Source organism: Bradyrhizobium sp. 215_C5_N1_1 (genome assembly GCF_052075935.1).
Taxonomy (GTDB): Bacteria; Pseudomonadota; Alphaproteobacteria; order Rhizobiales; family Xanthobacteraceae; genus Bradyrhizobium; species Bradyrhizobium barranii.
The window spans coordinates 3,548,863-3,568,670 of sequence record NZ_CP197228.1; the positions used below are offsets into that span (position 1 = coordinate 3,548,863).

22 protein-coding genes are annotated in these 19,808 nt (G+C 65.1%); 13 read left to right on the forward strand and 9 right to left on the reverse strand.

The window, feature by feature from the left end:
* Positions 1 to 33 precede the first annotated feature (33 nt).
* Both AB7G19_RS16870 and AB7G19_RS16875 read left to right on the forward strand, forming a co-directional pair.
* On the forward strand, positions 34 to 1,209 hold the full coding sequence (locus tag AB7G19_RS16870) for an MFS transporter (RefSeq protein ID WP_166342399.1): 1,176 nt from the start codon (positions 34 to 36) through the stop codon (positions 1,207 to 1,209).
* Positions 1,210 to 1,300: 91 nt separating this feature from the next.
* Positions 1,301 to 1,678, forward strand: coding sequence for a hypothetical protein (locus tag AB7G19_RS16875; RefSeq protein WP_028150242.1), 378 nt, complete (start codon positions 1,301 to 1,303; stop codon positions 1,676 to 1,678).
* Between the two features lie 60 nt (positions 1,679 to 1,738).
* On the opposite strand, the gene AB7G19_RS16880 is transcribed toward AB7G19_RS16875, so the two are convergent.
* Together AB7G19_RS16880 and AB7G19_RS16885 are read right to left on the reverse strand one after the other, a co-directional pair.
* Entirely contained in the window at positions 1,739 to 2,065 is a 327-nt protein-coding gene (locus tag AB7G19_RS16880; protein ID WP_166342398.1) for a GrlR family regulatory protein, read from the reverse strand.
* Between the two features lie 168 nt (positions 2,066 to 2,233).
* Positions 2,234 to 3,559 carry an alpha/beta hydrolase gene (locus AB7G19_RS16885; protein WP_166342397.1) on the reverse strand — a complete coding sequence of 442 codons (1,326 nt, stop codon included), beginning with the start codon at positions 3,557 to 3,559 and terminating at the stop codon, positions 2,234 to 2,236.
* Positions 3,560 to 3,888: 329 nt separating this feature from the next.
* On the opposite strand from AB7G19_RS16885, the gene AB7G19_RS16890 reads away from it, so the two are divergent.
* Positions 3,889 to 5,256, forward strand: coding sequence for an APC family permease (locus AB7G19_RS16890; RefSeq protein WP_283016910.1), 1,368 nt, complete (start codon positions 3,889 to 3,891; stop codon positions 5,254 to 5,256).
* A gap of 2 nt (positions 5,257 to 5,258) precedes the next feature.
* Complete coding sequence (locus tag AB7G19_RS16895; protein WP_175627366.1) at positions 5,259 to 6,467, forward strand: hypothetical protein; 1,209 nt, start codon at positions 5,259 to 5,261, stop codon at positions 6,465 to 6,467.
* Between the two features lie 128 nt (positions 6,468 to 6,595).
* Here the strand turns inward: AB7G19_RS16895 and AB7G19_RS16900 are convergent, their stop codons facing one another.
* Both AB7G19_RS16900 and yidD read right to left on the reverse strand, forming a co-directional pair.
* Positions 6,596 to 6,805, reverse strand: coding sequence for a hypothetical protein (locus AB7G19_RS16900; RefSeq protein ID WP_085405563.1), 210 nt, complete (start codon positions 6,803 to 6,805; stop codon positions 6,596 to 6,598).
* 100 nt (positions 6,806 to 6,905) lie between these two features.
* Positions 6,906 to 7,244, reverse strand: a complete 339-nt coding sequence (gene yidD / locus AB7G19_RS16905; RefSeq protein WP_085405345.1) for a membrane protein insertion efficiency factor YidD — start codon at positions 7,242 to 7,244, stop codon at positions 6,906 to 6,908.
* A 248-nt stretch (positions 7,245 to 7,492) separates the two neighbouring features.
* On the opposite strand from yidD, the gene AB7G19_RS16910 reads away from it, so the two are divergent.
* Positions 7,493 to 8,389 carry a hypothetical protein gene (locus tag AB7G19_RS16910; RefSeq protein WP_441267975.1) on the forward strand — a complete coding sequence of 299 codons (897 nt, stop codon included), beginning with the start codon at positions 7,493 to 7,495 and terminating at the stop codon, positions 8,387 to 8,389.
* A 112-nt stretch (positions 8,390 to 8,501) separates the two neighbouring features.
* Here AB7G19_RS16910 and AB7G19_RS16915 read toward each other — a convergent pair whose 3' ends face one another.
* Positions 8,502 to 8,957, reverse strand: a complete 456-nt coding sequence (locus tag AB7G19_RS16915; RefSeq protein WP_014494348.1) for an iron-sulfur cluster assembly scaffold protein — start codon at positions 8,955 to 8,957, stop codon at positions 8,502 to 8,504.
* 241 nt (positions 8,958 to 9,198) lie between these two features.
* Here AB7G19_RS16915 and folE point away from each other — a divergent pair, with 241 nt between their 5' ends.
* The 4 genes from folE to AB7G19_RS16935 all read left to right on the forward strand — a co-directional run bounded on the left by folE (position 9,199) and on the right by AB7G19_RS16935 (position 12,874).
* The gene (gene folE / locus AB7G19_RS16920; protein WP_166342394.1) at positions 9,199 to 9,891 is read left to right on the forward strand and encodes a GTP cyclohydrolase I FolE; all 693 of its coding nucleotides are present in this window, start codon (positions 9,199 to 9,201) and stop codon (positions 9,889 to 9,891) included.
* Between the two features lie 45 nt (positions 9,892 to 9,936).
* Positions 9,937 to 10,359 (forward strand): phosphoribosyl-AMP cyclohydrolase, encoded by a 423-nt coding sequence (gene hisI, locus AB7G19_RS16925; RefSeq protein ID WP_166342393.1) that lies wholly within the window; start codon positions 9,937 to 9,939, stop codon positions 10,357 to 10,359.
* A 139-nt stretch (positions 10,360 to 10,498) separates the two neighbouring features.
* On the forward strand, positions 10,499 to 11,518 hold the full coding sequence (locus AB7G19_RS16930; protein WP_224517342.1) for a lytic transglycosylase domain-containing protein: 1,020 nt from the start codon (positions 10,499 to 10,501) through the stop codon (positions 11,516 to 11,518).
* A 180-nt stretch (positions 11,519 to 11,698) separates the two neighbouring features.
* Positions 11,699 to 12,874, forward strand: coding sequence for a DUF2336 domain-containing protein (locus AB7G19_RS16935; RefSeq protein WP_283016909.1), 1,176 nt, complete (start codon positions 11,699 to 11,701; stop codon positions 12,872 to 12,874).
* Positions 12,875 to 13,050: 176 nt separating this feature from the next.
* Here the strand turns inward: AB7G19_RS16935 and AB7G19_RS16940 are convergent, their stop codons facing one another.
* Both AB7G19_RS16940 and AB7G19_RS16945 read right to left on the reverse strand, forming a co-directional pair.
* Positions 13,051 to 13,629, reverse strand: a complete 579-nt coding sequence (locus AB7G19_RS16940) for an Hpt domain-containing protein (RefSeq protein WP_166342390.1) — start codon at positions 13,627 to 13,629, stop codon at positions 13,051 to 13,053.
* Positions 13,630 to 13,660: 31 nt separating this feature from the next.
* Positions 13,661 to 14,206 (reverse strand): response regulator, encoded by a 546-nt coding sequence (locus tag AB7G19_RS16945; protein WP_008549760.1) that lies wholly within the window; start codon positions 14,204 to 14,206, stop codon positions 13,661 to 13,663.
* 172 nt (positions 14,207 to 14,378) lie between these two features.
* Between AB7G19_RS16945 and AB7G19_RS16950 the strand changes: the two genes are divergently transcribed.
* From AB7G19_RS16950 to AB7G19_RS16960, 3 genes are read left to right on the forward strand one after another with little or no spacing between them, the layout of a single operon-like run.
* A complete protein-coding gene (locus AB7G19_RS16950; protein ID WP_166342389.1) occupies positions 14,379 to 14,942 on the forward strand; it encodes a DUF2975 domain-containing protein in 564 nt (187 codons plus the stop codon).
* A gap of 2 nt (positions 14,943 to 14,944) precedes the next feature.
* On the forward strand, positions 14,945 to 15,199 hold the full coding sequence (locus AB7G19_RS16955) for a helix-turn-helix domain-containing protein (RefSeq protein ID WP_049807677.1): 255 nt from the start codon (positions 14,945 to 14,947) through the stop codon (positions 15,197 to 15,199).
* Positions 15,200 to 15,233: 34 nt separating this feature from the next.
* Positions 15,234 to 15,818, forward strand: a complete 585-nt coding sequence (locus AB7G19_RS16960) for a hypothetical protein (protein ID WP_283016907.1) — start codon at positions 15,234 to 15,236, stop codon at positions 15,816 to 15,818.
* A gap of 13 nt (positions 15,819 to 15,831) precedes the next feature.
* Here the strand turns inward: AB7G19_RS16960 and AB7G19_RS16965 are convergent, their stop codons facing one another.
* On the reverse strand, positions 15,832 to 16,611 hold the full coding sequence (locus tag AB7G19_RS16965) for an NAD kinase (RefSeq protein ID WP_166092312.1): 780 nt from the start codon (positions 16,609 to 16,611) through the stop codon (positions 15,832 to 15,834).
* A 250-nt stretch (positions 16,612 to 16,861) separates the two neighbouring features.
* Here AB7G19_RS16965 and AB7G19_RS16970 point away from each other — a divergent pair, with 250 nt between their 5' ends.
* The gene (locus AB7G19_RS16970; RefSeq protein WP_166342388.1) at positions 16,862 to 18,430 is read left to right on the forward strand and encodes a S10 family peptidase; all 1,569 of its coding nucleotides are present in this window, start codon (positions 16,862 to 16,864) and stop codon (positions 18,428 to 18,430) included.
* On the opposite strand, the gene AB7G19_RS16975 is transcribed toward AB7G19_RS16970, so the two are convergent.
* The gene (locus tag AB7G19_RS16975; RefSeq protein WP_166342387.1) at positions 18,417 to 19,805 is read right to left on the reverse strand and encodes a serine hydrolase domain-containing protein; all 1,389 of its coding nucleotides are present in this window, start codon (positions 19,803 to 19,805) and stop codon (positions 18,417 to 18,419) included. The two genes, AB7G19_RS16970 and AB7G19_RS16975, sit on opposite strands and share 14 nt — an antisense overlap.
* Positions 19,806 to 19,808 lie beyond the last annotated feature (3 nt).

Here is a 19,808-nt window from a genome sequence, read left to right on the forward strand (position 1 = left end):
AACTGGTCGCAGGCCTGCTCTACATGCATTTGCATGGAAAATCCGCCCGCCGCCGGCCGTTTCACCGCAACCGCCCTGATGCTCGGCAATCTCGTCACCGGCTGCTCGGTGCTGGCACCGGCGGGGATGCTGCCGGAATTGGCAACGGGGCTCGACGTCAGCATTCACGCGGCCGGGCTGCTGATCACCTTCGGTGCGGTCACGCTATGCATCGGCTCGCCGCTGACGGCTTGGCTCACCAGCCGCATCGACCGCAGGACGCTGCTCGCGACGACACTGGCGGTGCTGGCGCTGGGCAATCTCGCTTCGGCCTTTGCGCCCGATTACACGAGCCTCCTCATCATTCGCCTGCTGATGCTGGCGGTCGGCGCGCTCTACACGCCGCAGGCTGCGGGCACGGCGGCGCTGATCGTGCCGGTGAAGCGGCGGGGCAGCACCATCGCCTACATCTTTCTCGGCTGGTCGTTAGCTGCGGCCGTCGGTCTCCCGCTGATCACTTTCATCGCCAGCCGCTACGGCTGGCGCGCGGCCTATGGCGGGATCGGCGCGCTCGGTTGCATCAGCTTCCTGTTGTTGCTGCTGCGCCTGCCGGCGGGCCTGAAGGGCACGCCTGTTGACCTGAAGACCTGGAGCGCGGTCGGCCGCAGCAGGACGATCCTGCTGCTGCTTGCGATCACGATGCTGCAAATGTCCGGGCAGTTCGTGGTGTTCACCTTCATGGGTCCGCTGCTCAAGAAGCTGACCGAGGCGAGCCCGGATGCAATCGGCATGGTGTTCGGCATCTACGGCGTTTGCGGTTTCCTCGGCGTCGTCATCGCGACCCGCATCGTCGACACCTGGGGGCCTTATCGGACGTCGCTGCTGTTCACCTGCCTGCTGTTTGCGGGCATCACCGGCTGGGCGCTCGGTGCGGGGAGCCTGGTGTTCATGGCGTTCGCGGTCGCGATCTGGGGCCTCGGCTTTGCCTCAACCAATTCGATGCAGCAAGTGCGGCTGGTCGCGGCTGCGCCGCCGCTCGCATCGGCGACCGTCGCGCTCAACACCTCCGTCCTCTATGTCGGCCAGGCTGTCGGCTCCGCCATCGGCGGGCTGCTGTTCGCCCGCGAACTGCTGCATCCGCTTGGTTTCGTCGCGGTCGGCTTCGTCGTCCTGGCGCTGATCCTCGTGGTTCTGACCCGACCCCGGCCGGCTGCTGCCACCACGGCCTGAAGGGTGCGTTTTCCTATGCGCAAGGTGCTTGGCAAACCACGCGCGGGAGCGCTAGAAGGCGAGGCATGGGGACCAAAGAGAGTTGACTGACATGAGGATGATTCTGGCGGTTGCCGCGGTGCTCTATTCAGCCTCCGCGTTTGCACAAACCGACAAGCCACCCATGGTGGGGGACAAGCCGCTGGTGCAGGTCACGCCCAAGGGGACCAAAGAGGCCGCGGCCAAGCCGGCCGCTGCGCCGAAGGGCAAACCGCAGTCGATTGCGGCCCGGCTCCAGGCCTGCCTCGACCTCGATGACGGCACCAAGGACCGCCTCAACTGCTACGACGCCGTGATCGCGCCGCAGCCGAAGCCGAAACCGGCGAAGGCCAAGGGTTACGCCGATTGCCGCTTCTTCAAGGAAGAGGACGAGCGGCTGGCCTGCTTCAACGGCTTCGCCGAGAGCATTCCGAAGCTGCCCAAGACCTGAACATCAAGACCTGACCATCAATACCTGAAGATCAAGAGCCGAGGTCTGGAAGCCGGACGGCTAGTCGCTGATCCGGCTGAGCACGGCCCTGAACGCAACGCCCGGCACCTGCAGCGCGGTGCCTTCGAATTCCGCCGTGTCGCCGTCCTCACGGCCGGCCAGCGTCAGCGTGATCCTGTCGTGCCCGAACAGCGGCTTGAAGGACGGATCGTCGTTGTAGCGCTGGGTCGAAATCTTGACCTTGATGCTGTCGCCCTCCCCGACGGAGGTCCCGATGAAAGCGAAGGCGGAATTGCCGCCGCGCATCTTGCCATCCGTCACATAGACGACGCCGCAGCCGGTTCCATGAACCGTGTGGAAGTCGACCTTATACAGTCCCTGACGCACCGTCTGTCCCCGCAGAATTCAAGCTAAAACTTGGCCGGCAAATTATGAGCGTTGCCAGCGGAAGCAATCCGGTGGCTCCCGGGGATGTCGGCCATCAACATCACATTTTGATCAAAGCCTGCGGCAATTGCGGGCAGCGCGGCCAAATGCCGGCGCGCGCAATATCGGCTAGCGGCTCGATGCGGCCGGATTGGTGGACGCAACGCGCGTCAGCGCCAACGACGGCGTCGCCGACATCTTCACGAGCACGTCCTTGAGCGGGTCCCGGGTCCAGGCGCGCGTCACATAATCACGATGCGTGATGCCGTCGCCGGTTTCGACGAACACCACGCTGCCGGGACGGAGCGGCCCGTCCATGTCCTCGGAGACGCTGATGCCCTTTTGCCGCAACATGCTCATCAGCTCGCGGTCGCGCCGCGCGGTGTAGCGGGTGTAGGAGCTGACGAAGAAGCCGGAGCGGTGGCTCTCGATCCAGGAGGCGAACTTGTCCATTTCGCCGTAGACGGCATCGAGCAGGACGACGCCGCGGACGCGGTCGCTGATGCCGCCGACCTCGAGGCTCCAGGCCGTCGGCAGGAAGCCGCCGCTATAGCCGACGATCACGATCGGCATGTTGGCGAAGGCGCGGGCGTTGTTGGGATCGCCGGTGAGCCGGGCCAGATGGGCCGCCGACTCTTCCATGAAGCGCTTGAGGCCGCCCGCCTGCCAGAACTTGCCGGCGCTGGAATCGGCGGCATCGACCGCCATCTGCGGCGCCAGCAGGATGGCGTTGGCGCCGGAATCGGTGACCTGCTGCGGTACGAGTTGGCGGTCGCGCACGTCGCGCTCCAGCGTTGCGCCGTTGCCGTGGAAGAACACCACGATCACGCCGGGCTTGCGCACGTCGAAATGCTCGGGCACGTGCATCAGCACGCGGCTGTCGCTGTAAGTCTCGTCCTGCCAGTAGACGCGCCCGGAATAGCTGCGGTGGCCGCGGCGATCGCCCTTGGAGATGTTGAGGAACGGCGCGTCGGAGGCGGGGTTGTTGCCGAAATAGGGGAAGGCCGACGATTTCATGCTGACGAGTGTCGTCAGGTCTTCACGTGCCGGACGCTGGTAGGGGATTTGCGGTGCGAGTGAGGCGACCTTGTACGGCGCCTGCTCCGGCTGAGGCTGCTGCTGGACGGCGCGTTTGGGCGAGAAGTCCGACATCTGCCGTTGCAGAAGACTCTCGCTCGCCGACGGGAAGCGCTCCTTGAATTGCGGGGCGGGGAAGCGATCCTCGAACGTGTCGCTGCTTGCGACCTGAGGATTGGTCTTCGCGACGATTTGGACGTTGGCCTGCGAGTTCGCCGCGAGCGCCGCCGGGTTGGGGGCCCTGCCGCATTGAACCAGCGTGAGCGACAGCGGCACCAAGGCTGAGGCCAGCGCGATCCGGCGCGCACCACTGCGCGCGCCGGACAGCGTCCGATCAGCACGAATGTCAGCTCTCAATTTCGGAGCGGCCCCGACCATCCACCCATGACCCCAAGTCATGTCCACAAGCCCAGCGGCAATATTCAAGCTAATTGAGCCGACTGGCGTTTAGGCGACGTTAAGTGTCCGGAGAAACTTCCCCAAATCCGGAATGCTCAAGGGGACCATGCAATCGTGTCCTGATTGTGGGGGTGCAAAACGGGATTCTCAGGTGTTTACGGAGCTTTGTTGCCCAGGATCGTGCACAAAAGGTGCCGCAATACCGATTCCATGCGCCTCATTTAACCCTTGTTAACCCTGCTTGAATTGACTGGACCAGACTGCACGATGCTCTCCACGACACGTGACGCCTGAGGTTGAGGACCCCGATGACGGCATCAGATGCGGGACCCGCGCCCTGGACTGGCCGGCTGACGGGGAGCGGGCCGGGGGTCTCCGTTCTGGTCGCAACCGCCATCGTCGTTGCCGACATGATCGGGGTCGGCGTCTTCACCAGCCTCGGCTTCCAGGTCAAGGACATCCCGTCCGGCTTCTCGATCCTGTTGCTATGGACCATCGGCGGCATCGTCGCGCTGTGCGGGGTGTTCTCCTACAGCGAGCTCGGCGCCATGTTTCCGCGCTCGAGCGGCGAGTACAATTTCCTCGGCCGCGCCTATCATCCCGCCTTCGGCTTTCTCGCCGGCTGGGTCTCGGCGACAGTTGGCTTCGCAGCGCCTGTCGCGCTTGCGGCGATGGCGTTCGGCGAATACGCGAAATCGGTCGTTCCCGATCTGCCGCCGATCCCGCTCGCCATCGGCGTGGTGTGGCTGGTCTCGATCGTGCAATTGACCGGCGTCAGGCACTCATCGACCTTCCAGCTGATCTCGACCATCCTCAAGGTCGTGCTGATCGTCGCCTTCCTGCTCGCCGGCTTCGTCATCGGCACGCCGCAGCCGATTGCCTTCACGCCGCAGCCGGGTGATCTCGCGCATATCGTCAGCGCGCCCTTCGCGATCGGGCTCGTCTTCGTGATGTACTCGTTCTCGGGCTGGAATGCCGCGACCTACATCATCGGCGAGATGAACATGCCGCAACGCGATCTGCCGCGCGCGCTGCTCGCGGGCACGCTGATCGTGCTCGTCCTGTACGTCGCGCTGAATGCGGTGTTTCTCTACTCGACGCCGGTCAGTGCGCTGGCCGGCCAGCTCGACGTTGCCAGCGTCGCGGGCAGCGCGATCTTCGGCAGCCTCGGCGGCCGGATCGTCGGTGCGATGATCTGCGTCGGCCTGATCTCCTCGATCAGCGCGATGATGTGGATCGGCCCGCGCGTGATGATGACGATGGGCGAAGACATTCCGGCCCTGCGCGTGTTCTCGAAGCGATCGGTGAGCGGCGCGCCCGCCTATGCCATCCTGTTTCAGCTTGCCGTCGCCAATCTGCTGTTGTTCACGCGCAGCTTCGAGGCGGTGCTCGACTTCATCCAGTTCGCGCTGTTGTTCTGTTCGTTCTTCACGGTCGCCGGCGTCGTCAAGCTGCGCATCACCGATCCCGACCTGCCGCGGCCCTATCGCGCCTGGGGATACCCGTTCACGCCGCTCGTTTTCCTGCTCGTGACCGCGTTCATGATGTACTACCTGTTGACCGAGCGGCCGCTGCAGTCGCTGGCGGGGATGCTCCTCATGCTCTCGGGCCTGTTGATCTATGCTGTTTTCCGCAGGCGGCCGGTCGCCGCTGGTACGTCATCACACCGCGAATAGACATGTTTCGACCCATGAGAATTGCGGCCGTCGCTCTTGCCCTGCTGGCCGCGGCCGTCTCGTCTGCACGTGCCGCCGACGTCACCTTCGATGATACCGCGCGCTTTCTCGCGGGCATGCAGCCTTCGCCGGACTCGCCGCTGGTGCCGCTCACCAAAGACCCGGGCTGGCAGCGCCACGCAAAATTCTTCGACGGCGCCTTCGCCCAGCTCGAGCAACGGCAGCTCTCGAAGATCCGCAATTGGGCCGACGTCAATCTGGCCGCGCCCCGGCCGACCATGTTCTACTTGTTCAGCGGCCCCGACTTCCTCTACGCCGATGCGTTCTACTCCAAGGCCAGCACCTACGTGCTCGGCGCGCTGGAGCCGGTCGGCGCGGTGCCTGACCTGACGCGGCTGCCGCGCGGCTCGGTCGGTGCCGCGCTCTACAATGTCGAGCGTTCGCTCGGCTCGATCCTGAGCTTCTCCTTCTTCATCACCAAGCACATGAAGGTCGACCTGCACGCCAACCAGGTCAACGGCACGTTGCCGATCCTCTATGTCTTCCTCGCGCGCTCCGGCAAGACCATCCGCAATGTCGAGATGATCGCGCTCGACGACAAGGGCGGGGTGCATACGGGAGGCGACAATCCGGGACGGAACGCGACGCGCGGTGTCCGCATCACCTTTGCCGGAAGCGACGGCGAGGCGCGCACGCTGTACTATTTCTCGACCGATCTCTCCAATGCCAGCGCGCGCAACACGGGATTTCTGAAATTCTGCGAGACGCTCGGGCCCGGCAACAGCCTGCTCAAGAGCGCGTCCTATCTCCTACACAAGGGCGACTTCTCCGTCGCTCGCAACTGGCTGCTGGCCAACAGCGCGACCATCATCCAGGACGATTCCGGCATTCCGCTTGCGAACTACAATGCGCAACAGTGGCGGTTCTTCCCGTTCGGCCGCTATCTCGGACCGATCGACGAATTCCCCGGCCGCTACCAGGAGCGCTACGCCGAACTGTTCACGCGCGCCCAGCCGATCGATTTCGGCGTCGGCTATCGCTGGCGGACGCATGAATCGAACTTGCTGCTGTCGGTGAGGGTGCCGGGAAGCGAGACGGCGCCGGCTGCGGAGAACACCTCGTCCGCCGAGCCGTCGCCAAAGCCGCCGCGTCCGAAGCGGCTGCGTCCGCCCGAGTCGATCCCGCCCGGGCGCTTTTTCTGGTTTCGTTAGGTTGCCTGTTGAGGCGGGTGTCACGCGCTCCGGGCGATGACAAGCAGCCGTACGAACGCGAACGCCATCTGATGATATGTCGCCAAACCCGGTGCAGATCGGTTGGTGCTCGATCTCTAACGTCCAGCCTACCAGTGCACGCTCTGGCTCGGCACGATGAAGGCCGTGGTGCTCGGCGCCGTGGCAAGGCTCGTCGCCAGATACCAGCCGGAGCCGACCACGAGCGCAAGCAGCGCAATGATGGCAATCATGTCGAGGGTTCTTGGGTCGTGATGCCCTCTGGAACCAGGATGTGGACCAAGCCTGAAGTGAAAATGAGGGCTGATTTTCCAGCGCATTCTTGTTTCCTCCCGTAGGAGCATCACAACAACGCGAGGGGGAAGTTCCGGTTCCATTCAAGGCAGCGATGCGCGAAGCGCCGCGGCGTTCCTGGTGATATCAGGACGCGTTGACGCCGCGCCAGCGGCCGTAGCGCCAGGGTAGATACCAGTGCGCGCCTTGCGGTGCGGTGAGGGGCACGTTGTCGATTCCCGATGTGCCGAAAGGATTGCAGCGAAGCAGTCGCGCGAGCGTCATCCAGCCGCCGGCCCACAGCCCGAACCGTTCGATCGCCTCGTCGCCATAGACCGAGCAGGTCGGCAGGTGCCGGCAATTGTAGCCGACCAGCGGCGAGAGCGTGTGGCGGTAGAGCCAGATCAGTGCGCGGCCGAATCGACGCGGGAGCCGGAGCGCGCCCTCGATGGGAGTGGAACAGTGCTCGCAGGTTGAATGCTTCATGGGCGCTGTGCTGCGATCGTGAGCGAGGTATTGCGCGGTTCCGGCGCAGGGAACCGCAAGTTGTTGTTTCTGCGCCATATTTCCCGTGCTTTTTGGGAGCAGTGCAGCAAGTACCTGTGGACGATCTGTATTCCCCCGGATACCATTTTTATGACGACCGTGTGTAGAAACATACGCCCGTATGATGGACTCAGAGGGCGCTACCGAGGACTGTTGGGGAACCTTTGGGGCTTGGGGAAGGAACCAGATTGAGACTTCTGAACTCCCTCGACCGTCGCGGCTGGTTGTTGCTTGGGGCAGCCGCGCTTGGCGCCGCGCTCTTCGGAGCTGTCGCCACGACCGGCACAACGGCTCATGCCGGTGCCGCCCTCGAAGAGCGCAAGCTGCCGATGAAGTTCACCTGGGTCGCCTGCGACCCGAACTGCCGCGGCTGGGTCAGCGCGGTCGGCATCATCACCGCCGATACGCCGAGGGATTTCGAGGAGTTTTCGCGCGGACGCCAGCTTGGCGGCGCGACCGTGGTGCTCGACTCCAGCGGCGGTTCCGTCAACGACGCGATCACGCTCGGCCGGCGCTTCCGCAATCTCGGACTTTCGACCACCGTCGGCATCAGCGTTCAGAACCGCAGCGGGCAGTCGGCCCGTCCGGCGGTTGCGTCCGAAGCCTATTGCGAATCCATGTGCGTGTTCCTGCTGCTGGCCGGCAAGAAGCGCTACGTGCCGGAAGCAGCTCACGTCCGGGTCCACCAGATCTGGATGGGCGATCGTGCCGACGATGCCAAGGCGGCGAGCTACAGCGCGCAGGACCTGATGATCGTGGAGCGCGACATCGGCCGGCTCGCCAAATACACCTTCGATATGGGCGGCGCCGGCGACCTGCTCTCGCTCGCGCTCAGCGTGCCGCCGTGGGAAGATCTGCACGAACTGGATGCTGGCGAGCTGAAGCTCACCAATCTCGTGACCACCAATCTGGTGGCCGACGTGTTGCCGCATGTGGACGTCGCAGCGCCCGCGGTGGCGGAACTTGCACCGAAGACGCAGGCGAGGTTCGGCGCGGAAGCGGAACCGCAGCCCGTCAAATCGACCAAGACGGCGGAAGCCTTGGTGCCGACCGGTGCAGCGCAAAGCGCAGGCTCGCAAAAGTAGGATTTCCCTGATCGTCATTCCGGGGCGTTCGCAAAGCGACGAAGCCGGAATTCAGATATCGTAGCGCGACCGGGTTCGCGCAGGCGCAGGCGTCGGAATGACCTCGACCAAATCAGCCCTGCGCCGCGGCCGGCTGCTTGGCTTTCGCCTCGATCTGGCCGATGGCATCGACCACGGCATCGAAGGTCAGCAGGGTCGAGGCGTGGCGCGCCTTGTAGTCGCGGACCGGCTCGAGGAACTTGATCTCTTCCCATTTGCCTTCAGGAGGCGCGCCGTTCTCCTTGAGCATCTTGCGAACGGTTTCGCGTAACTCGCGGAGTTCGCTCGCGGTCGAGCCGACGACGCGACTTGCCATGATGGATGAAGAGGCTTGTCCGAGGGCACAGGCCTTCACGTCATGGGCGAAGTCGGTGACCTTGTCGCCCTCCATCTTGAGGTCGATCTTCACGGTCGAGCCGCACAATTTGGAGTGGGCGGTGGCGGTGGCGTCGGGGTCCGGCAGCCGTCCGAGGCGTGGAATATTCCCGGCCAGTTCGATGATCCGCTTGTTATAGATGTCGTTCAGCATGTGATGGAGTCCAACACTTCCGCACCGGATCGGCCTTGGCGGGCGCCGTCCACGGTCCTATATAGGGTCGGAACTGGCGGAAAAACAGTCCAGCGGTGCGGCGGCAGCGGTCCAGATCTGCGCTGCCCGCGTGATGACCCAAGGGCCTTTTTCGTCAAAACTGTTCTCTTCAGGCGTCCGGCGGCTTGCCGCCCCGTCTGCCGGTGACACTCCGGCCGTGAGGCCGTCGAACGGAGTAGACATGGACGCTGCGATCACATCCATCCGCCCGGGCAAGCCCTCCGACCGCCAGCCCGAGAGCCGCCCGGCTGAGCTCGACCCAGCCGAATTCCTCGCGGCCGCCGTCCGCGCCGACCAGCCGCGCCCCGCGCGCGCAGAGGCGGAAGCAGCGGTGAAGACGCTGCTCGCCTATATCGGCGAGAACACCGCGCGCGAAGGTTTGCTCGACACGCCGCGCCGTGTGGTCGAGGCCTTCGACGAACTCTATCAGGGCTACCACCAGTGCCCGGCCGAGGTGCTCGACCGCACGTTCGGCGAGACGGCCGGCTATGACGACTTCGTGCTGGTGCGCGACATCGAGTTCACCTCGCAGTGCGAGCATCACATGATGCCGTTCTACGGCAAGGCGCACATCGCCTATACGCCGGTGGAACGCGTCGTCGGCCTGTCGAAGCTTGCGCGCCTGACCGACATCTTCGCCCGCAGGCTCCAGACCCAGGAGCACATGACGGCGCAGATCGCGGCGGCCATCGACGAGATCCTCAAGCCCCGCGGCGTTGCCGTGCTGATCGAGGCCGAGCATACCTGCATGTCGGTGCGCGGCGTTGCCAAGCATGGTGCCTCGACCTTCACCAGCCGCTTCACAGGCATGTTCCGTGACAATCCGGCGGAGCAAGCCCGTTTCCTGTCCCTGGTGCGAGGCACGACGCGCTGACCTCGCGAAGGTCTATGTCCGCGTCATGCGCTAGCGAGGACGCCCGTGTCCGCTCACTCCCATGAGATCGAGGAAGGCCTCGCTTTCCTGCCGAAGTTCGACGCCGCCGGCCTCGTGACCTGCGTGGCGACCGACGCCGCCACCGGTGACGTGCTCATGGTCGCGCACATGAACGACGAGGCGCTGCGCAAGACGATTGCGACCGGCGAGGCCTGGTACTTCAGCCGATCGCGCAATGCCTTGTGGCGAAAAGGTGAGACGTCGGGGCAGACCCAGCGCGTGGTCGAGATCCGCACCGATTGCGACCAGGACGCGGTCTGGATCCGTGTCGAGCAGATCGGCGCGGCCTGCCACACCGGCCGCCGGTCCTGCTTTTACCGCAAGGTCGAGGCCGAAGGCGGCGGCGCCAAGCTGGTCTTCATTGATGCGGACAGGTTGTTCGATCCGGACGCCGTCTACAAGAAATAGCCGGCCGTCACCCCGAATTCGGGCCGCAATGACGGGGAGGGGCAGATTAACCCCGCATTAACCATACCTGTCCCACGGTGAGACGACAGGCGCCGAATTGCCGGCGTCGCTCAACGCCGCACGGGGCGGGCACTCCATCATGTCGGTCGACAATTCCAGTGCCTCTCAGACGACGGGTCTCGATCCGTCGCGGGCACGCGTCGCCGGCGCAATCAAGCAGGTCTCCAACCGGACGGGCGTCAGCTTCCAGTACATGCTGACCACCGCCAAGATGGAATCGGATTTCGATCCGACGGCGGGAGCCACCACGTCGTCCGCGCACGGGCTCTACCAGTTCATCGACCAGACCTGGCTGGGTACGGTGAAGGAGGCGGGCACCCAGCTCGGCTATGGCAATTATTCCGACGCCATCACCAGGACATCGTCGGGCAGCTACGCGGTCGATGATCCCGCCATGAAGCGGTCGATCATGAAGCTGCGCGACGATCCGGACGCCGCCTCCAACATGGCCGCGGCGCTGACGCAGTCGAACAGTTTCAAGCTGACCGGACTGCTCGGCCGCAGGCCGTCTGACAGCGAACTCTACATGGCGCATTTCATGGGTGTCGGCGGCGCCGCAAAGCTGATCGCCAATGCCGAGGACAATCCGCAAGCGGTCGGTGCGCGGCTGTTTCCTAACGCGGCCTCCGCAAACCGCTCGATCTTCTACGCCAGGGACGGCCGCGCCCGCAGCGTCTCCGAGGTCTATTCGGTGCTCGACTCGCGCTACGCCAACGCGGCGAATTCGAAAGCGACCCGCAGCGCAATGGCGATGTATGGCGAATCGCCATCCACGACGCAGGTCGCAAGTGCCAACGGCGTGCAGCCCACCGCGCCTGTCATCGACAACGCCGCCTATCTGCAGACCTTTCCGGAGGCGCGCGGCGTGACGCCGGTGAGTGCGACGTCGTCGTCAACGGCTGCGGACAACACGCCGATCACACCCGCATTCCGCTCGATCTATCAGCCCGGCGATACCACGCAGCCGGTTTCGACCACGGTGCAGAAATTGTGGGGCAACAACGCCTCGCTTGCTTCGATCGCATCGGCGACGCCTGACGTGCGCCCGCCGCAACCGCTCGATCTATTCAGCGATCGCAGCGGTACGTTCTCGAGCTGATCGTCGCGCGAATAACCCGCTCTCGTGTCCCGGACGCGTGGCAGGCGCCTTTGTTCCCTTAACAAAACGTCAATAAAACCAGCCAGTTATGGTGAACGCTTTGTTAAGCGTCGTGGTTTATTTTGTGTTGCAGGTGACAAGCCGTCACCGTTTTCGTTTGTTGTGTAAGCCGGAAGCAGCATGATTGTTCGGCAGTTCATCAATTGGATCAGGACGGCGCCCGCCGGCGAGCGGGCCGAGGCGACGCGGGCATTGGCCCGGGCCTGGCTGATCTCAGACCTTTCCCATGACGACCGTATCGCGGCCGAAGGCGCGCTCCTGATGCTGCTCGACGATCCCTCGCCGCTGGTGCGGCAGGCGATGGCCGAGGCCTTTGCGCGCAGCACGGATGCGCCGGCATCGATCGTGCGGGCGCTGTCGGCGGACCAGCCGACCGTCGCGCTGCCCGTGCTCGAACATTCTCCGCTTCTGATCGACGCCGATCTCGTCGACATCGTCGCAACCGGCAATGACGAGGTGCAATGCGCGGTCGCCCGCCGTATCGCGTTGCCGGTATCGGTCTGCGCCGCCATTGCCGAAGTCGGCTGCGCGGCGGCAGCCCTCGAGCTGATCGAAAATCCCCACGCCGAGCTCGCGCCGTTCTCCTGGAATCGCATCGTCGAGCGCCACGGCCATCTCGCCGCGATCCGCGAGGCGATGCTGGTGCTGGAGGATCTGCCGGCCGCGACGCGCGCCGCTCTGGTGGCCAAGCTCTCCGAGACCCTTGCGCAATTCGTCGTGGCGCGGAACTGGCTGAGCGCCGATCGTGCCGAGCGCATCACGGTCGAGGCGCGCGATCGCTCCACCATGAACATCGCGGCGCGGTCGCGCGGCGAGGATATGCAGGGCCTGGTGCATCATCTGCGCGTCACCGGCCAGCTCACCGCGGGCCTGATCTTGCGTGCGCTGCTGTCGAGCAATCTCGATTTGTTCGATGCCGCGCTCGCCGAGCTCGCCGACCTGCCGCTGGCACGCGTCTGCGCGCTGCTGCACGACCGTGGCGGCAACAGCCTGCACGCGCTACTCCGCCGCGCCGGACTTCCCGAGGCGACCTTCGCGGCGTTCCAGGTCGCGCTCGATGCCTGCCACGAGCAAGGTTTTGTCGATACTGACGACGGCGCGGCGCGGCTGCGCCGGCGCATGGTCGAGCGCGTGCTCACCCATTGCGAGACCGACCGTGGCGCCACCGAACCGCTGATGGTCCTGCTCCGCCGCTTCGCCACGGAATCCGCGCGCGAAGAGGCAAGGCTGTTCTGCGACGAGCTCGTCGCGGATGACGCGCTCGATCCCGTGTATGACGATTTGATCGCGGCGTAGCGAGACGCCGTAGGGTGGCCAAAGGCGCGTAGCGCCGTGCCCACCATTGATCCGCACGGCTTATATTAGTAGGTGGGCACGCTTCCGCCTTCGCTCTTCGAGCTACGGCGGACGAGTCGCTTTGCCCACCCTACGACACTTGCATTCGCAATAACGAGAGGAGAGAGCGGGAGCCGCTACTCCGCCGGCGCGATGCTCGGTGCCAAAATCACCTCGAGATGCTCGGGGCGGTCGCGGTTGGCGTGGGCGAGGTAGTCGTCGGCGACCTTGCGCAGTCGGCGGCTGAGCTCGGCGGAGACGCTGATGCTGTCGAGCTTGGTGTTTTCATGCACGATGGCGAGGATGGCGTTGATGTGGTGCGTGAACAGCTCGGCCGGCACCTTGTCGAGATCGGGCGCGTGCTCGATGACGCGGCACAGGCTCTCCGCAACTCCCGCCGCCGCCGGATAGCCGAACGTCGCAGCGTCGCCCTTGATGTCGTGCGCGGCGCGGAACAGCTCGTCACGCCGCTCCTTGGTGAAGCCCTCATGGCGAACAGCGACGTAAGCGGCCGACAGACGATTGACCTCGGTCGTCATCCAGTCCTTGAACTCACTGGAGAGGCCCGCGAGCGCCCGCTCGGCGCGGGCGACCGGATCGTCCAGGTCCTTTTCTTCGACCCGGCGCAGAACCTTGCGCAGCGGATTGGGCTGCGTGATCACTTGGTGCGTGGCGAAGGCCGTGACCTCGATGTCCTTTGCGCCGTTCTTCGCCATGATGTCTGCCCCGATCGCGTGAGACGTTGCGCTAGATGGAGGAACGAGCCTTGTCGAGCAGCGAGGGTTGCTGGAGCACCTCGTGCTTTTCGCCGACGCGGCGCTCGGGGCCCATATAGGCGGAGTTGGTGTTGCGGCGCCGGTCCGGACCGAAATAGGTCTTGGTCTTGATGAAGGGCCGGGGATTGGCGACGACGTTGAGGATACGCTGGTAAAGGCCCTTGGCGGAGATCGGCTTGGCCAGGAATTCGGTGACGCCGGCATCGCGCGCGACCGTGACGCGGCGTTTCTCGGAATGACCGGTCAGCATGATGATCGGCGCGTAAGGATTGCCCTTGGATTCCGGCTGCCGGATCATCTGCGCGAGCTCGAGCCCGTCGAAGATCGGCATCGCCCAGTCGGTGATGACGATGTCGGGCACGTAATGGCTGTACATTTCCAGCGCGGTGGCGCCGTCCTCGGCCTCGTAAACCTCGCGCGCGCCGAAGGAGTGCAGCAGCGTCCGCAGGATGCGGCGCATGTGCGGATTGTCGTCGCAGACGAGGAAGCGCAGCTTGTTGAAATCGATGCGGAACATGACGCCTGGGCCGGAGCGGTCAACTTTCGTTAACCATATCGCGGCGGGGGTTAAGGAAGGGTTGCTGTCGGCATTTCGCGGAGTACGTGACGAGGGAAGGGTTTAATATCGTAATTCTGCCATTTTTTATTGTAAAACGATAAAAATATACAATTAAATGGGAGCTGGTCCGATGAGCGTCGTCGCGTTTCCTTTTCCTGCGCCGGTCGAGCCGCGGTTGCGGCGCATCGGACGGATCGTGGCCGTCGGCGCGCTCCTGTGCGTCGCCGGCGCCGTGCTTGCGGTGCCGCTGCTCTGGTCGAGCGACGAGATGCTCCGGCACTGGATCGCGACCCAATCCCCGCTGGGGGCACGGCCCTTCACACTCAACCTCAGTACGCGCCTCGCCGGCGCCCTGATCAGCCTGATCGGACTTGCGCCTGTCCTCTACGCTCTGTTGCAGCTCTCGATGCTGTTCTCCCGTTTCGCGCGCGGCGAGGTCTTCGTGACCGAGAACGCCTGGCGCATCCGCCGGATGGGCCTCGCGCTGATCGTCAACGCGCTGATGTCGCCGCTGGTGCAGATGCTCACCACGCTCAACCTGACGCGGGCCAACCAGCCGGGCCAGCTCGTGGTCATGTTCGGGATCGAGCAGTCGCATGTGCTGTCGGTGCTGAGTGGCCTCGCGCTCGTCGCCTTCGCGACCGTGATGGCCGATGCCGTTCGCATGTGGCACGAGAACAGCGAGATCATCTGACCATGCCGATCATCGTCAACCTCGACGTCATGCTCGCCAGGCGCAAGATCAGGTCGCGCGAGCTTGCCGCGCGCATCGAGCTCACGGAGGCGAACGTCTCCCTGCTGAAGTCGGGCAAGGTGCGCGGCATCCGCTTCGACACGCTCGAGCGGATCTGCGCCGTGCTCGACTGCCAGCCCGGTGATATCCTGGAATATGTCCCTGACAGCGCGGACGACGCGTTGGAGCCGCGCGGGGCCGGCCGGAAATCGGCCTAGCCAATCCTTCAAGTCCAGATTGGAGATGCCTGCGATGAACCGCCTGGCGCGTGTTCTTGCGAGCGCGGCTGCGCTCATGCTTGCCGGTTGCAGCTCGGTGCCGCTGACATCGATCCCGCCGCTTGCCCGCATCGATGCCAGGACGACGGATCTGTCGATGCTGCGCGTCGCCGTGCAGTTGCCTGACGCGCTGCGGCCACGTTCGGGCGGCGTCAAGCTCGACGTCGTCACCAAAGTGGCCGGCGAGGCCGAGACCAGGACGAGCTTCGCCATGATGGAGATGAGCGACCCGCGAGATCGCGTCAGCCTGCCTGCGCCGCCGCGGGGCTCCTCAACCTACGCCTATCGCTTGTCGCCGGGCGATGCTGCGCGCTTCGAAGCGCTGCGTGCATCGATGGTCGAGCAGGGGAAGCAAGGCAAACGCGGGTCGATGGGGCTCGGCGTCGGAGCCAGGGAATTCTGTCGCGCGAACGCGGCGCCGCAGGGATCGCTGGCTGTCACGATCTATCTGATGACGTCGGAGACGAAGAGCTTCGTTCCCGTCGTCAGGGATTTCGATCTGCTCGCGGATCCCGCAATGGCGGGCGGCCTGGAATCGATTCAGCCTTGCGGCCAGTGATCCGCATTGGCGCTCAATAGCCGAACTGCTCGCGCAGGATGCGTTCTTCCAGGCTGTGGCCGGGGTCGAACAGCATGCGCATCGAGATGGTCTTGTCGGACAGCACCTCGACGCGGCGGACGTCGCGCACCTCGTCATGGTCGGCCACCGCCGCCACCGGCCGCTTGTCGCCCTCCAGCACCTCGATCACGACGTAAGCCGTATTGGGCAGGAGCGCGCCGCGCCAGCGGCGCGGGCGGAAGGCGCTGATCGGCGTCAGCGCCAGCAGCGCGGCGTTGATCGGCAGGATCGGTCCCTGCGCGGACAGATTGTAGGCGGTGGAGCCGGCGGGCGTCGCCACCATGATGCCGTCGGCGATCAGCTCAGCCATGCGCTCGCGCTCGTCGATCAGGATCCGCAGGCGCGCGGCCTGGTAGGTCTGCCGGAACAGGGCGACCTCGTTGATGGCGTGATGCAGGTGGACGCGGTCGTTGACGTCGGTGGCGCGCATCAGGAGCGGGTTGATCTCGGATTCCTGCGCTGCCTCGAGACGAGCGCGAAGGTCGACCGTCGAGTACTCGTTCATCAGGAAGCCGACGGTGCCGCGGTGCATGCCATAGATCGGTTTGCCCGAGTGCATGTTCTGGTGCAGCGTCTGGAGCATCAGTCCGTCGCCGCCGAGCGCGACCACGACATCGGCGTCGTTCGGGTCGCAATTGCCATAGTCCCGAGTGAGCTGGCCGAAGGCGGTCTGCGCCTCGCTGCTTGGGCTCGCGACAAAGGCGATCCGGTTGTATCGCGCTGGCTTGGTCATGGCTTCCGGGCAGGGCCGCTGGCTGGAGAAAGTTCCGCCGGGCTCGTCTATACGACCTGGGCCTGCATTGTCGAGAAGGACCGCTGTTCAAGGCAAACAGCGTCCATCCCGATTCAGGGCAAATCCGGGTCGATTTGTGCTCGCCCGGCTTCTTCAGGCGCCGCCGGGCCGGCTATCCCCCAAACCGTCGCAATTTCTCGCTAGCCTTGCGATGCTCGCCGGCTCTCGCAGCCGGACAAGGAGAACGATCATGGTCATGCGTTTGCCGGCGCTCCGCCGCGCGACCCTGGTACTGGCGGTGTCGACTTTCGCGCTCGCGGGATTTGCCCGCGCGGACGATCCGCCGCAGCCGCGCGCCGAGACGACGGCCCCAGCGGGACAGAAGGGTGGGCGCGGCGGCAACACGCCAGGCGCGTCACAGGGTTCATCGTCCGCCGCCGAGCCGCATCGCCTTCCGTCGGATTCGACCACGAAGCAGACGCTCGATCTGCCGGGCCGTGCACTCGACTTCACTGCGACTGCCGGCTCGATCCGCGTGTTCGACGGCAAGGGTGAGCCGCTCGCCGACATCGCCTATACGTCCTATGAGCTCGATGGTGCCGACCGAGCGACGCGCCCCGTGACGTTCCTGTTCAACGGCGGTCCCGGCGCGTCCTCGGCATGGCTCCAGTTCGGCGCTGCGGGGCCGTGGCGGCTGCCGCTCGATGGCGAGGCCCTTTCGCCGTCCGCCTCACCCGAGGTGAAGCCGAACGCGGAGACGTGGCTCGACTTTACCGATCTCGTCTTCATCGATCCCGTCAGCACCGGCTACAGCCGCTTCGTTGCCAGCGGCGAGGACGCGCGCAAGTCCTTCTACTCCGTCGACGGCGACGTCAATTCGATCGCGCTCGTGATCCGCCGCTGGCTGGAGAAGCACGACCGGCTGACCTCGCCGAAATATGTCGGCGGCGAAAGCTATGGCGGCATTCGCGGGCCGAAGGTCGTGCGCCAGTTGCAGCTCCAGCATGGCGTCGGCGTCAGGGGATTGATCCTGGTGTCGCCGCTCCTGGACTTCCGCGAGTTCACCGGCACCAGCCTCCTGCAATATGTCGCGACGCTGCCGAGCTATGTCGCGGTGGCGCGCGAAGCCAAGGGAGCGGTCAAGCGCGCCGATCTCGCCGACGTCGAGGCTTACGCGCGGGGCGAGTTCCTGGCCGACCTCGTCAAGGGCGAGGCGGACAAGGAGGCCACCAATCGCCTTGCCGACAAGGTCGCCGAGCTCACCGGGATCGATCAGGCCGTGAGCCGCCGGCTCGCCGGCCGTTTCGACGTCGGTGAATTCCGCCGCGAGTTCGACCGCAAGAACGGCAAGGTGACGGGGCGCTACGACGCCTCGGTGCGAGGCTATGATCCCTATCCGGATTCGAGCAGCTCCCGGTTCGGCGATCCCTCGGGCGATGCGCTCCAGGCGCCGCTGACGAGTGCGGCGGTCGATGTTCTCACGCGCAAGCTCAACTGGCGGCCGGATGGCTCCTATGAAGTCCTCAATGGCGCCGTCGAGGGCAATTGGGATTTCGGCCGCGGCATCAACCCGCCCCAGTCGGTGTCGGAGCTGCGCCAGATCCTCGCCACCGACGGAAAGCTGAACGTGCTGGTCGCGCACGGCCTGTTCGATCTCGCCACGCCCTATTTCGGATCGAAGCGGGTGCTCGACCAGCTCCCGGCGTTCGCCACGCAGCGGGTCAAGTTCGTCGTCTATCCCGGCGGCCACATGTTCTATTCGCGCGACGGCTCGCGGCAGGCGTTTCGGAGCGAGGTGGAGGCTCTTATCCGAGAGTAGGCCGCCGCTTGCGCGGCGGATATCTCCGCGCGATCTCGCGCGCCACGACACGCTCCGGCTTGATATTGGCGCCGGCGATCCAGATGTCGCTGACCTTGCCGCGCGCGTCACGGACGCGGCGCACCGGCTCGCCGTGGCTGGAATAGCCGGCAGCCCAGGCGAGCTTGCCGGTGTCGCGGCCGGTGACCTCGATCTCGGCGGCATCCATGAACGGATTGATGAACTGCGGATTGGCGACCAGCACGCGGTTGCCCGCGGGGACGAGATCGGTTGCGCCCCAGATCGTCCACCAGCGGCCGGTCCAGTCGCGCACGCGGCGGTCGGGTGCGCCGCGAGTCCTGAACACGCGCAGGATCTGCATCGCGCCGTCCATCCAGAACGGCGCCGCGCCGTCGATCGAGTTGCTGAGGATGCTGATCGCGAGCTCGCAAGCGGGGATGGAGCAGGTCCGGGAGATGTAACCCTGAAAATGGCCGCCATGGCCGAACCAGTCCCAGCCGTCGGTTTTGCCGGCGTTGATGCCAAGGCCATAATAGGCCTCGAAACTCTGCGGGATGCGCCAGTGATGCCGGGTCATTTCGCGGCGGCTTGCGACTGAGAGCACGCTCTTCCTGGCGTTGGGCGCAAGCTGCGCGAAGAAGCGGGCCGTATCGCCGGCGGTGGCGGCGAAGCCCGTGGCGGACGCCATCGCGTGCGTCGGATTGTCGCCGGGGATCACGCAACGCTCGCCCAAGGGCACTTTTCGCGTGTGGCCGCGCGCGAACGATGCGCCCTTGGGAAGCGGCGCATCCGGCTCAGTCTCGCGCAGGCCTGCGGGCTCGATGATCTCGCGCTTGATCCAGGCGGAGTAGGGCTCCTTCGACACGGCTTCGATGACGAGGCCGAGCAGGCCAAAGCCGTGGTTGGAGTATTTGAAGCGCGTCCCCGGCTCGATCGCGGTCGGCAGCTTCAATTCCGCGAGCAACTCCCTGGCGTTGAGATAGGGACGGTTGTCAATGAACTGCCCGGAATCGGCGCCATCGCGCGTCAGCCCCGCGCTGTGCGAGAGCACCTGCGCAATCGTCGTCTCGGCGACGCGCGGATGCAGGCCGCCGACATGTTGGCCGACCGTGTCGTCGAGCCGGAGCTTGCGCTGGTCGCGCAGCTTCATGATGCCGGCGGAGGTAAAGCTCTTCGAATGCGAGGCGATACGGCAGCGGTGGCGCGGGGTGAGCTTCTCGCCAGTGTCGAGATTGGCAAGACCAAAGGCGTGCTCGGCGACGATTTCGCCGCGATGGGCAAATGCGACGATGACGCCGGGCTGCTGGAATGTCGCCTGTTGGAATTCGATCCAGCAGCCGATGTAGTCGATCGCGGATCGCAGCCACGTATCCATTGC